Genomic DNA, 12491 nt, shown 5'->3' with positions numbered 1-12491 from the left:
TGACCGGGCCGCGCGGGGGAATGTCTGCGGTCAAGCCTAGTCGGTCGCACGGGACCGACGCTGGCGATCACAGTTCACTCTTAGCCGAAGCCCAGCGGGAGCGCATGAAGGCGAGCGAACGTTGAAACTGACGGAACCGCTCAAAGGAGGAGCAGTGGCGAGGCATCATCGATCGGAGTCCACAACCAGGCGCTCTGCGGCACGCGCCGTCGTCGGCGGAGTCGCCGCGGCGGCGGGCGGAGTCGTCGCGGCAACCTTCGCGGCGGGGATCGTGATGTCCCCGGCCCAGGCTCCTTCGGCCCGCCTGGGCGGGATCCACGACGACCTCCAACGGGCCGTCCAGCTCCGCCAGATCACGCCGGAACAGGCCGCGCTCTTCGAGGCGAAACTCGAGCGCGAGATCACCGGCGGGAGCACGGACGGCTCTCCGAACGCCTAGGCGGCGCCGCCCGGACGCCGATTCGACCTGTGCGCGGATCTTCTGTAATCTTGTCTTGCTCGCCCAGAGGAACACGGCTTCGGCCGCGTCCGCTGGTGTGTTTTCGGCAGATTACCCGAGCGGCCAAAGGGGGCTGACTGTAAATCAGCTGGCATTGCCTACGGGGGTTCGAATCCCTCATCTGCCACCACCCGAAACCCCGGTCCACGGACCGGGGTTTCGTTGTGTCTGGGGCGTGGCCTAGTGGCCCGGGCCCGAATCGATCCACATGCGCGGGCTCTCCACCGAGGGGGTCTGCGGCGCATTCGTCCCCGAGGCGGGGCTGCCGGGGGCTCCTGGGGCGGGCACCGTCTGCGCGGGGGCGGGTGCGGCAGACGACGGCGGCACCGCGGCGGGCGACGACGGTGCCGCGGCGGGCGAGGACGGTGCCTGCGCGCTGGGAACCTGAGTGCTGGGAACCTGGGTGCTGGGAGTCTGGGTGGGGGAGGCCGAACGGGTCGCTGACGCGGACGTCGAGGTCGATGCCGACGGCGACGGCGTCCTGTCGCCGGCCTGCGACGAGAGCCCGATCGCGGCGGCGACGATTCCGCCCGCCGCTACGACGCCTGCGGCACTGAAAACGATGGTGCGAGTGCGTGAGACCACGGGTCAATTCTGTCGCATTCGCGACCGCACCGGTCACGCGATGCGCGAACCTTCCCACGTTTCGACCGTCCAGCCGTCCGCGGAGGAGCCCGAGAGCACCACGATTCCGGTGTTCGCGAGCGTCCGGGCGGCCACGAAATCGGCGCCGAGATTCTCGGCATGACGCCCGCACCACGCCCGGATCATGGCCCCGTGGCTCACGATCGCGACCGCCGGCGCGAGCTCCGCGACTCCCTCTTCCGCGAGCTGGGCCGCGACTGCCTCGGCCTCCTCGATGACGGCGTTGAACCTCGCGTAGACGTCGGCGCACGCCTCCCCGCCGTCGAGCCGCGCGTCGTGCTGCCCGCGCATCCACTCCACGAGCACCCCGTGGTACGCGACGAGCGACTCCGCGTCCGAGCGCAGCTCAAGGCAGCCCGCGGCAATCTCGCGCAGGCCTTCTCGGATGGCCACCTCGAGTCCGAGCGCGTCGGCAAGAGGCGCGGCCGTGAGCTGTGCGCGCTGCAGGTTCGAGGCGAAGAGGGCGCCGATCGGCTCGTCCGCGAGGGCCGCGACGAGCGCGGCCGCCTGCTCGAGGCCGAGCTCGGTCAGGCCGGGGCCTGGCGCCCCCGTATCGAGGGCCCGAATCACGTTGGACGGCGTCTGGCCGTGGCGGATGAGCAGGAGCCTCACCCCCTCATGGTAGATGTCGTCGGCGTGTGAGTTCGCTCTCAGGACATTGATATTAGGCTGCCTAACATTTAGGATTCCTAAGTATGAACGACCTGGAGCTCGCTGACCTCGCCCAGCGCTACCGCACCACGCTGCGCCTCGCCGTCTACGTCTCCCGCCGCCTCGACGGCGCGGCCGGCCTTTCGACCACGGCGCTGAGCATCCTCAATATGGTCGCCGGCGAGGGCCTACGCATGGGAGTCATCGCCGAAAACCTCGGGGTGCGGGTGCCTTCCGCGACCGAGCAGGTCGGCCGGCTCGAGCGCGCCGGGCTCGTCGAAAGGCGAGCCGACCCCTCGGACGCGCGCGCCGTCGTCATCCGCCGTACCTCCGGCGGGGACCAAGCCGCCGAGGACGCCAACCGCCGGCGCACTGCCCGCATGGTCGAGGCCTTCAGCGGGCTCGCGCCCGAGGAGCTCGAAGCCCTCCGCGCCGCGCTCCCCGCCATGGACAAGATCAACGAGCGCCTCCACACCGATACCAACACCAAGGAGCACATCGCATGACTGCCGAGTCCGCAGTCCACTCCACCCTCGAGGCCGAGAAGGCCTCTTTCTTCCGCCAGCCCAAGGCCGTCTGGGCCACGGCCGCTGCGGCCGTCTTCGCGTTCATGGGCATCGGGCTCGTGGACCCGATCCTGCCCTCCATCGCCGTGAACCTGAAGGCGAGCCCGAGCGAGGTCTCACTGCTCTTCACGAGCTACTTCCTCGTGACCGCCGTCGCGATGCTCGTCACGGGCTTCGTCTCCTCGCGCATCGGCGGGAAGAAGACGCTCCTGATCGGCCTCGCGCTCATCGTCGTGTTCGCGTCGCTCTCCGGCACGAGTGGCTCGGTGTGGCAGCTTGTCGGCTTCCGCGCCGGGTGGGGCCTCGGCAACGCGCTCTTCGTCGCGACCGCGCTCGCCGTGATCGTGGGAGTGGCGTCCGGCGGCACGTCCACCGCGATCATCCTCTACGAGGCCGCGCTGGGCCTCGGCATCTCGCTCGGCCCGCTCGTGGGCGCGCTTCTGGGCGGCTGGCAGTGGCGCGCGCCGTTCTTCGGCACGGCGACGCTCATGGCCATCGCGTTCATCGCGCTCGTCACCCTGCTCCCCAAGACCCCGGTGCCCGCGCAGAAGACGCGGCTCAGCGAGCCGCTCCGCGCCCTCGCCCACGCGGGACTGCGGACGACGGCGGGGAGCGCCTTCTTCTACAACTTCGGCTTCTTCACCGTGCTCGCCTTCACGCCGTTCATCCTCGGCATGAACGCCTACGGCATCGGCGCGGTGTTCTTCGGCTGGGGAGTGGCCCTGGCCCTGACCTCCGTGTTCGTCGCTCCGCCGCTCCAGGTCCGCTTCGGCGACGTCGCGGTGCTCACGGGCACGCTCGCGCTCCTCGCGCTCGACCTCGTCGGCATCGGCCTCGCGGCCGCGGCCCACTCGGTGCCAGCCGTCGTGGTGCTCGTCATTCTGGCGGGCGCGTTCCTCGGCGTGAACAACACGGTCTACACAGAGCTCGCGATGGGCGTCTCGGACTCGCCGCGCCCCGTCGCGAGCGCCGGGTACAACTTCGTGCGGTGGATGGGCGGTGCCCTGGCCCCGTATATTGCTACGAAGCTCGGCGAGGATTTCGGCGCCCCGGTGCCGTTCTTCGTGGCGGCCGTGGCCCTCGTCGTGTCGATCGTCATCGCGATCGCGGGGCGCGCCTACCTCCGGGAGCACGAGCCCGCGGCCGTTTGAGATCAGCCCCGCCGGGAATGTTCCGAGCCGGGAGGCCGTTGAACGACTGAACGACTACGACAAACGAGGAGGGCTTTCTATGGCCACCAAGAACATCACCGGCGAGTCGTTCGCCGAGACCATCGAGAACAACGACATCGTGCTCGTCGACTTCTGGGCGTCATGGTGCGGCCCGTGTACGCAGTTCGCGCCGACCTACGAGGCGGCGTCGGAGAAGCACGACGACGTCGTGTTCGCCAAGGTTGACACCGAGGCCGAGCAGGTGCTCGCCGCGCAGGCCAACATCACGTCCATCCCGACGCTCATGGCGTTCCGCGAGAAGGTCTTGGTCTTCTCCCAGCCCGGCGCGCTCCCCCCGGAGGCGCTCGAGCAGGTCATCACCGCGGTCAAGGGCCTCGACATGGAGGACGTGCACCGCAAGGTTGCTGAGGCGCAGGAAAAGGGCGCCCAGAACTGACCCAACCAGCGTCGATGACGGCGCCGCTCCCCGCAAAGGGGTGCGGCGCCGTCGTCGTCTGTGCTGACGCGCCCAGCCGCGCGCGGCCGCGCCGGGCGGCGGCAACCCGTTCCGGAGCGCTCATCGGCTTGCTAGCCTGCTCGTGACACGGCGGATCCGACCGCCGCGTGGTCGATGAGGACCACGGATCGACGAAGATCAGGAGAGCCCATGCTCGCGTCCACGGCTGGCGACACCGACATTCCGCTGCTCGAGGAGACCATCGGGACGAACTTTGCTCGGATCGTCGAGCGCTTCGGCGAGCGCGAGGCGCTCGTCGAGGCCGCGGCCGACGGCGACGCTGCCGCCGCCAGACGCTGGACCTTCCGCGAACTGGACGACGACGTCGACGGCCTCGCGCGCGGACTCCTTGCCGCGGGCGTCGAGGCCGGCGAGCGGATCGGCATCTGGAGCCCCAACTGCGCCGAGTGGACCATCCTGCAGTACGCGACCGCGAAGATCGGCGCCATCCTGGTCAACGTGAACCCGGCCTACCGCACGCATGAGCTCGTGTTCGTGGTGAAGCAGAACGGGATGCGCACGCTCGTCGTCGCGCCGTCGGACAAGAACAGCGACTACGTGGGCATGGCCAGGGAGGCGCTTGCCGAGTGTCCCGCGCTGCAGGAGCTCGTGTTCCTGCCCAAGCCCGTCCGCGCGGCGGACGGCGCGTTCGAGCCTGGGATCCCTGCGTCGCCGGGGGAGAGCACCTGGGAGGCGCTCGCCGCCCGCGCGGACGAGGTCCCGCCGTCGTCTGTTGCCCAGCGCGGCGCCACGCTCGCACCCGGGGATCCGATCAACATCCAGTACACGTCCGGCACCACGGGCTTCCCCAAGGGCGCGACGCTCACCCACCGGAACATCCTCAACAACGGCTTCGCGATCGGCGAGCTCCTGGGCTACACCGAGGCGGACCGTGTGGTGATCCCGGTGCCGTTCTACCACTGCTTCGGCATGGTGATCGGCAACTTCAACGCGTTCTCGCACGGCTGTGCGACGATCCTGCCCGGGCGGGGCTTCAGCCCGGCCGCGACGCTCAAGGCAGTCCAGGACTTCGGCGGGACCTCGCTCTACGGCGTTCCGACCATGTTCATCGCCGAGCTCGCGCTCCCGGACTTCGCGGACTACCGGCTCGACACGCTCCGCACGGGCGTCATGGCGGGCTCGCTGTGCCCGATCGAGGTCATGAAGCGCGTCATCTCGGACATGCACATGGAGGACGTCGCGATCTGCTACGGCATGACCGAGACGTCGCCGGTCTCGACGATGACGCGCCACGGCGACTCGCTCGCGCAGCGCACCGAGACCGTGGGCCGGACCATGCCGCATCTCGAGAGCAAGATCATCGGCGCCGCGGGGGACACCCTCGAGCGCGGCCAGATCGGCGAGCTGTGCACGCGCGGCTACGCCGTCATGGCCGGCTACTGGGACCAGCCGGACAAGACCGCTGAAGCGATCGACGCGGACGGCTGGATGCACACCGGTGACCTCGCCCGGATGGACGAGGACGGCTACGTGATCATCGAGGGCCGGATCAAGGACATGGTGATCCGCGGCGGCGAGAACATCTACCCGCGCGAGATCGAGGAATTCCTCTACCAGCACCCCAGCATCCAGGACGTCCAGGTGATCGGGGTCCCGGACCAGAAGTACGGGGAGGAGCTCATGGCATGCATCATCCTCAAGCCGGGTGCGGAGCCGCTCGACGCGGACGCGATCGCCGACTTCTGCCGCGGGCGGCTCGCGCACTACAAGGTCCCGAGGTATGTGGACCTCCGCGCGAGCTTCCCCATGACCGTGTCCGGGAAGGTGCGGAAGGTGGAGATGCGCGAGGAGGCCATCAAGCGGCTCGGGCTGCACGCGTAGCCACCCTGCACGCGTAGCCGCCTCACACGCTTAACCGCCTCGGGCGCGGCCCTGGACGTGCTAGGGGAGTGCGGTGAGGAGAGCCGCGGGGACGACCATGAGCGGCACGAGCACGAGTCCCGCCGCCGCGTAGCCCCACCACGAGATCCGCACGCCGAGCCGGCGCAGCTGTTCGTGCCAGATGAGCGTTGCGAGCGAGGCCCACGGCGTCACGAGCGGCCCAGCATTGACGCCCACGAGGAGGGCCGCGAGGCGTGCGGGACTGCCCGCGGCGTGCTCGAGCGCGAGGTACGCCGGCAGATTGTTGACGGCATTTGCCGCGACCGCGCCGGCCGCGGAGACGCGGACGAGGTCGAGCGGCTCGCCGCCCGAGCCGAGGAGCCCCGCGGCGAGCCCGCCTGCCCCGAGCCCCTGGAGCGCCTCCATGACCACGAAGAGCCCGGAGGCGAACAGGATGAGCTGCCACGGCACGAGCGACCAGGCGAGCGCCGAGCGCCGCAGCAGCCCGAACGCGACGACGAGAACCGCCGCCGCAGCGAGCGCGGGGATCCACACCGGCAGCCCCGAGACGAGCGCCGGGAGCAGGAGGGCGAGCACGGCGCCCGCGATCCTGAGCAGCGTCGTGTCCGCAGCGGACCCGACGGGTTCGCCGGGGGCGTCCCCCGGAGGGTCGGCGGCGAGGGCCGGAGCCGGATTCGTGGCGGGGCGGGCGACGTAGCGCTCGCGAAGGTCCTTCCGGAACAGGAGGACGACGGCGGCGGCCGGCACGAGCGCGCACCACACCGCGGGCAGTGCCATGCGGGCCGCGAAGGCGCCGGGCTGGGCGTCCCCGAGGGCCGAGAGGGCCAGCAGGTTCGTGAGGTTCGAGACCGGGAGGAGGAGCGAGCCCGTGTTCGCGAGCCACACGGCCGTGAGCGCGAACGGGAGCGGCGCGAGGCCGCACCGCCGGGCCAGGATCACGACGATCGGCGTGAGCAGGACGGCGGTCGTGTCGAGCGAGAGGAACACCGTCGCCGCGAGCGAGAGCACCGCGACAAGGACCCAGAGCGCCCAGGCGCGCCCGCGGCCCCAGCGCCGGAACCGCTGCGCGATCCAGTCGAACAGCCCCGACGCGTTGAGCAGCTCCGTGACCACTGTGATGGCGGCGACGAACGCGAGGATGGGCACCACTCGGTCAGCGAGCGCGCCGAGCGCCGGCCACGGGAGCAGGCCGGCAAACGCGGCGGCGAGGCCAAGGACCAGGAGGGCAGCGCCCGTGATGGCTAGCGTCATGGCGTCAGTCCCGCTTGGCTGTCAGGTCGGCCGAGTTCGAGGGGCTCACGAGTCAATGCGCCCTATGGTCCTGGATGGTCATGCGCGGGCCGAAGCGTGGAGCGCGCACGCCCGCGAGGTACAGCATCCGCACGACGCGCTGCCGCTGGCCCCGCCACGGGTCGAGCAGGCGCAGCATCCCGGCGTCGTCGGTGCGCTCGCCCGTGAGCGCGAAGCCCACGAACTTCGCAAGGTGGAAGTCGCCGACCGAGACCGAGTCAGCATCGGCGTGCGTGCGCTGCGTGACCTCGGCGGCGGTCCAGACCCCGATGCCGGGGATGCTCTGGAGGCCCGCGGAGGCCTCGGCCGCGGTCTTCGCCGCGAGCCGCTCGAGGCCCGACGACGAGCGCAGCGCGCGCATGACCGTGGCCGAGCGCTGCGGCCCTACGCCGGCGCGGTGCCACTCCCACGAGGGCACGCGCAGCCATTCCGCGGACGACGGCGCGACCACGAGACCCGCCGGAGCCACCCGGCCCGCGCCCGGGGCCGGAGAGCCGAAGCGGCGCAGGAGATAGCGATAGGCCCGGCGCGCCTCGACGGTCGTGACCTTCTGCTCGAGGATCGTCGGGACGAGCGCGTCGACCACGCGCCCCGTGGCGGGCGCTCGCACTCCGGGATTCCGCCGCCGCGCCTCGCGCACGAGGTGCGGCAACGACGCGTGGAACGGGTCGGCGTCGAACGCGTCCCATTCGTCGGTGAGCCCTAGGAGCGCTGGCGCCGACGCGACGGCGTGTGCGGCGCCCTCGCCCCACGCACGGGCCCGGAGCTCGCCCGCGGCGTGCGTGAGCAGGAGTGACACGGTGCCCTCGGGCGTGCGGAACGCAGTCCACAGGCCGCCGGGGTGCGGCGCGAAGGTGGGGTCGCCGTCGCCCCTCTGGAGGGGGAAGCACGTGGCCGCCAGCGAATAGTGAGGGGGCGCCTCCCAGGCCGCCTCGGCGTCCGCCGTTCCCGCCCGGTGGGCCGCTGCGGCGGCTCCGGAAGAGCGGGGAACAGAGGGAGCGAGGGTCACCGAAGCATCATGTCACGAGGCACCGACACGGATCGCCCGACCCGCCTCGGGACCGGCCCGCGAACCTTCCCGCTGCCCCTGCACCCTGACACGCGAAGCCTTGACCCTGTCCGAATCCGGGGCCAACAATCGCCGTAGGCGCACCCAATGGGCGCCTGCACCTCTTGAGAGAAGGCGGCAGCATGTCCGGAAAAGTCGTGCACTTCGAGATTCCCGCAGACGATTCGTCGCGGGCTGGGTCGTTCTACTCTGAGGCCTTCGGATGGAACATCATGCCGGTCCCCAACATGGACTACACGATGGTGGGCACCACGCCGTCGAGCGAGACGGGCGCGCCCACTGAGCCGGGTGCCATCAACGGCGGCATGTACACGCGCAACGAGCAGTTCCCGCAGTCGCCGGTCATCACGGTCGACGTCGAGGACATCGACGCGGCCCTCGCCAAGATCGAATCGCTCGGCGGCACCACGGTGGCGCCCAAGGTCCCGGTCGGGGACATGGGCTTCTCGGCCTACTTCAAGGACACTGAGGGCAACGTCCTGGGCCTGTGGCAGAACGCGCCGCAGCCGCCGGTGTCGTAGGAGGACCGCAGGAGAGAGCAGGCGAGGGCGTAGGGGGAATAGCAGAGTCTCAGCGGAAGTCCCGCGAGGACGTCTTGGCCCTGAGGGGGAGGGCCTCGAGCCGATCGGCCACGAGATTCGTGACGCCTTCCTTGCTCCGCTCGAGGATCCCGCGGACCACCATGGCCCTCGCGCTCTGGGCGACGCGCCGATAGCGCGTCCACACGCCGATGCTGCAGACCACGTTGAGGATCCCGGTCTCGTCCTCGAGGTTCATGAACGTGATGCCCTGCGCGGTCTGCGGCCGCTGACGGTGGGTGACGAGCCCGGCAGCCTCGATTCGGCTGCCGGGCTCCGCCGTGTGCAGGGCCTCGATGCGGAGGACGCCGCGGGCGTCGAGGGGACCGCGCGCGTGACGGACCGGGTGGCTGTCGGTCGCGACGCCGGTCGCCCAGAGGTCGTAGGCCACCGTCTCCTCATCGCTCAGCTCGGGCAGGAGCGGCGGCTGGACGTACGGTTGGGTCCCGGGGAGCTGGCCCGGCCGCTCGAGTGCCGCCGCGCCCGACTGCCACAGCGCCTCGCGCCTTGTGAGCCCCAGGGAGTCGAGGGCCCCGGCCGAGGCGAGCGCCTCGAGCTGCTCCGCGGTGAGGCCCGTGCGGCGCGAGAGCTCCGTGAGCTCCCGGAAGGGGCCGTTCGCCTCGCGGTCGGCGACGATCCGCTCCGCGAGGTCCTGGCCGATGCCCGTGACGCTCGAGAGGCCCAGCCGCACCGCGTGGGACGCGTCCCGGCGGTGGGCAGGGCCGTCGTCGGGCGCGTCCTGGTCGAACCCGCCGATCCTCGGCTGGAAGAGCTCGAGGCACGCGTCGAGGCCGCCCCGCTCGGGGGCGTGGCCCCCGCCGCGGCCGTCCGTGTCGGGCTCAAGGCACGCGTCGGCGCGCGAGAGCAGGATGTCCGGGCGCAGCACGTGCACGCCGTGCCGGCGGGCGTCCGCCACGAGGGTCTGTGGCGAGTAGAAGCCCATGGGCTGCGCTCGCAGGAGCGCGGCGAGGAAGGCGCCCGGATAGTGCAGCTTGAGCCACGAGCTCGCGTACACGAGCACGCCGAAGCTGATCGAGTGGGACTCCGCGAAGCCGAAGTCGGCGAAAGCGGCGATCTGCGTGTAGACGGCCTTGGCCTCCTCGGCCGTCAGGCCATTCGCGGCCATGCCCGCGAAGAGCTTCTCGCGCAGGCTCCCGATCTTCTCGACCCCGCGCTTGGATCCCATGGCGCGGCGCAGCAGGTCGGCGTCCTCGGCGCTGCAGCCGCCGATCGCCATGGCCATCTGCATGAGCTGCTCCTGGAACAGCGGCACGCCGAGCGTCCGCTCGAGCACCGGTTCGAGAAGGGGATGGGGGTACGTGACCTTCTCCTCGCCGGCCCGGCGGCGAATGTACGGGTGCACGGCTCCGCCCTGGATCGGGCCTGGTCGGATGAGCGCGATCTCCACCACGAGGTCATAGAACGAGCGCGGGCGGAGGCGCGGCAGCGTGCTCATCTGCGCGCGGGATTCGACCTGGAACACGCCCACGGAGTCGGCGCGGCACAGCATGTCGTAGACCGCCGGCTCCTCCTTGGGGATGTCCTCGATGCGCCAGCGCTCGCCGAAGTTCTCGTCCACGAGGTCGAAGCAGTACTGGAGTGCCGCGAGCATCCCGAGGCCTAGGAGGTCGAACTTGACGAGCCCCATCCACTCGCAGTCGTCCTTGTCCCACTGCAGCACCGTGCGGTTCTCCATGCGCGCGTGCTCGATCGGCACGACCTCGCCCACGGGCCGTTCGGTGAGGACCATGCCGCCCGAGTGGATGCCGAGGTGCCGCGGGTAGCCGAGGAACTGCTCGGCGAGGCCGAGGACGCGAGCCGGGATGCCGTCGTCGTCCGTCTCGCCCTCCTCGCCTTCGGTGCGCTTCGCCGCGGAGAGCGCGTCCCAGCGTTCGAGCCGCTTGGACCACGCGTCTTGCTGGCCCTGGCTGTAGCCGAACGCCTTCGCGACGTCCCGCACGGCGTTCTTGGGCCGGTAGCTCACCACGTTCGCGACCTGCGCCGCGTTCCCCCGCCCGTACCTCGCGTAGACGTGCTGGATGACCTCCTCGCGCCGATCCGAGTCGAAGTCGACGTCGATGTCCGGCTCCTCCTCGCGCAGGCTCGAGAGGAAGCGCTCGAACGGGAGCTTGTAGGCGATGCTGTCCACGGCCGTGATGCTCAGGAAGTAGCACACGGCCGAGTTCGCGGCCGATCCCCGGCCCTGGCACAGGATGCCTTGGCTCCGGGCGAACTGGACGATCTCGTAGACGATGAGGAAGTAGCCCGGGAAGTCCTTCCGTTCAATGACGTGGAGCTCCTTCTCGACGCGCTCCCGCACCTCCTCGAGCGGCACCGGCCCCCGCCACCCGGGCCCTGGGGTGCCGTAGCGATCCGTGATGCCGTGGTCCACGAGCTCGCGCAGATAGGACATCGGCGTGTGCCCCTCGGGGACCTCCTGCTTCGGGAGCTTCGGGCGGGCCGAGCGGAGCGGGAACGCGAGCTCGTCGGCGAGGCGGACGGTGTTCTCGACCGCGCCGGGATAGCGCGCGAAGCGGCGGGCCATCTCCTCGCCGCTCCGGAGGTGCGCGCCGTCGCTCGCCGGGAGCCACCCGTCGAGCTCGTCGAGGCTCCGCCGCGCGCGCACCGCCGCGAGCGTCGTGGCGAGCTGGTGGCGCGACGGCTCGGCGAAGTGGACGGCGTTCGTCGCGACGCACGGGAGCCCGAGCCGGGCGGCAATCGCGGCGAGGGCGTCGTTGTGCGCGCTGTCGAGCGGGTTCCCGTGGTCGAAGAGCTCGACCGCGACGCCGTCCCGCCCGAACCGCTCGACGAGTCCGAGCACCGCGCGCTCGGCGGCCGCCTCGCCGTCGGGCCCGCCTTCCGCGAGCGCTCGCCGGACGGCGCCCTTGCGGCAGCCCGTGAGCACGACGCCGTGGCCGCGGACGCGTGCGGCGACGTCGTCGGCGTCGAACACAGGCCGTCCCTTCTCCGCGCCTTCCGCGAGCTGGGCCTGGGTGATCGCCCCGGCCAGCCGGTGGTAGCCCTCCTCGCCGCGGGCCAGCACGAGGAGGTGCTCGCCCTCCGGATCGGCCACGCCGTTCTGCGGGCCGCTCAGGCCGAGGGAGAGCTCGGCCCCGAACACGGTCTTGAGGCCGTACGCCTCAGCGGCCTCGGCCAGCCGGACTACGCCGTAGAAGCCGTCGTGGTCGGTGATCGCGAGGGCGTGGAGGCCCAGCCGGACGGCTTCCTCGACGAGCTCCTCGGGCGAAGAAGCGCCGTCCAGGAAGCTGTAGTGCGAGTGGGCGTGCAGCTCGGCGTAGGGCACCGTGGGCGCTGCGGCGGCAGCGGACGACGGCGGGGCCCCGCCACCCGCGGCCGCCTCGCCGGCGGCGTCGCTTGAGGGAGCACTCGCGGCGAGCTGGGGGAGCGGGATGTACGGGCCCCGCTTGCGCGACCATGCGGGGCTGTCGCCGCCGTCGTGCTCTATCGGTGCGCGGCCCGCTTCCGTGCGGGCCGCCTTGGCGCCTCTTCTCGTGGACTTGGCCGCGCCGGACTGGTCCGGGGCCTTGGTCGTGGGAAGCGCGACCTCCTTGCCCTCGAGGATGTCGTGGAGCTGCTGCCACGGTATGGGTGGGTTGCTCCAGCCCATCGGTTCCTCCTGTCTCCTGATGACCGGTGCGAAC

The 12491-nt window shown here is 71.1% G+C and carries 11 protein-coding genes and 1 tRNA gene; 7 read left to right on the top strand and 5 right to left on the bottom strand.

The features are described 5' to 3' along the window. Window positions 1-154: 154 nt before the first annotated feature. Entirely contained in the window at window positions 155-439 is a 285-nt protein-coding gene (locus E6A26_RS08825; protein WP_136610825.1) for a hypothetical protein, read from the top strand. A gap of 105 nt (window positions 440-544) precedes the next feature. Next, window positions 545-629: transfer RNA gene (locus E6A26_RS08820), tRNA-Tyr, on the top strand. A 50-nt stretch (window positions 630-679) separates the two neighbouring features. On the opposite strand, the gene E6A26_RS08815 is transcribed toward E6A26_RS08820, so the two are convergent. After that, window positions 680-1084, bottom strand: coding sequence for a hypothetical protein (locus E6A26_RS08815; protein ID WP_136610824.1), 405 nt, complete (start codon window positions 1082-1084; stop codon window positions 680-682). Window positions 1085-1117: 33 nt separating this feature from the next. Next, window positions 1118-1756, bottom strand: coding sequence for a histidine phosphatase family protein (locus E6A26_RS08810; protein ID WP_136610823.1), 639 nt, complete (start codon window positions 1754-1756; stop codon window positions 1118-1120). Between the two features lie 83 nt (window positions 1757-1839). Between E6A26_RS08810 and E6A26_RS08805 the strand changes: the two genes are divergently transcribed. The 4 genes from E6A26_RS08805 to E6A26_RS08790 all read left to right on the top strand — a co-directional run bounded on the left by E6A26_RS08805 (window position 1840) and on the right by E6A26_RS08790 (window position 5871). Then, window positions 1840-2301, top strand: coding sequence for a MarR family winged helix-turn-helix transcriptional regulator (locus E6A26_RS08805; RefSeq protein ID WP_136610822.1), 462 nt, complete (start codon window positions 1840-1842; stop codon window positions 2299-2301). Continuing rightward, entirely contained in the window at window positions 2298-3512 is a 1215-nt protein-coding gene (locus E6A26_RS08800) for an MFS transporter (RefSeq protein WP_136610821.1), read from the top strand. Before E6A26_RS08805 ends, E6A26_RS08800 begins: the two co-directional genes overlap by 4 nt. Before the next feature lie 79 nt (window positions 3513-3591). Next, complete coding sequence (trxA, locus tag E6A26_RS08795; RefSeq protein WP_136610820.1) at window positions 3592-3969, top strand: thioredoxin; 378 nt, start codon at window positions 3592-3594, stop codon at window positions 3967-3969. A gap of 210 nt (window positions 3970-4179) precedes the next feature. After that, window positions 4180-5871, top strand: coding sequence for an AMP-binding protein (locus E6A26_RS08790; protein WP_136610819.1), 1692 nt, complete (start codon window positions 4180-4182; stop codon window positions 5869-5871). A 60-nt stretch (window positions 5872-5931) separates the two neighbouring features. On the opposite strand, the gene E6A26_RS08785 is transcribed toward E6A26_RS08790, so the two are convergent. Next, on the bottom strand, window positions 5932-7143 hold the full coding sequence (locus E6A26_RS08785) for an SLC13 family permease (RefSeq protein ID WP_136610818.1): 1212 nt from the start codon (window positions 7141-7143) through the stop codon (window positions 5932-5934). A 52-nt stretch (window positions 7144-7195) separates the two neighbouring features. Further along, window positions 7196-8191: a DNA-3-methyladenine glycosylase family protein gene (locus E6A26_RS08780; protein ID WP_407695374.1), complete on the bottom strand. Its 996-nt coding sequence runs from the start codon at window positions 8189-8191 to the stop codon at window positions 7196-7198. A gap of 182 nt (window positions 8192-8373) precedes the next feature. Here E6A26_RS08780 and E6A26_RS08775 point away from each other — a divergent pair, with 182 nt between their 5' ends. Beyond that, window positions 8374-8772 (top strand): VOC family protein, encoded by a 399-nt coding sequence (locus E6A26_RS08775; RefSeq protein WP_136610817.1) that lies wholly within the window; start codon window positions 8374-8376, stop codon window positions 8770-8772. 49 nt (window positions 8773-8821) lie between these two features. Here E6A26_RS08775 and E6A26_RS08770 read toward each other — a convergent pair whose 3' ends face one another. Continuing rightward, the gene (locus tag E6A26_RS08770; protein WP_136610816.1) at window positions 8822-12457 is read right to left on the bottom strand and encodes an error-prone DNA polymerase; all 3636 of its coding nucleotides are present in this window, start codon (window positions 12455-12457) and stop codon (window positions 8822-8824) included. Window positions 12458-12491 lie beyond the last annotated feature (34 nt).

It is taken from the genome of Sinomonas albida, assembly GCF_004919045.1.
GTDB classification, from domain to species: domain Bacteria; phylum Actinomycetota; class Actinomycetes; order Actinomycetales; family Micrococcaceae; genus Sinomonas; species Sinomonas albida.
The sequence above is the reverse complement of the archived record's forward strand: the minus strand, read 5'-3'. Positions and strand labels throughout refer to the sequence as shown.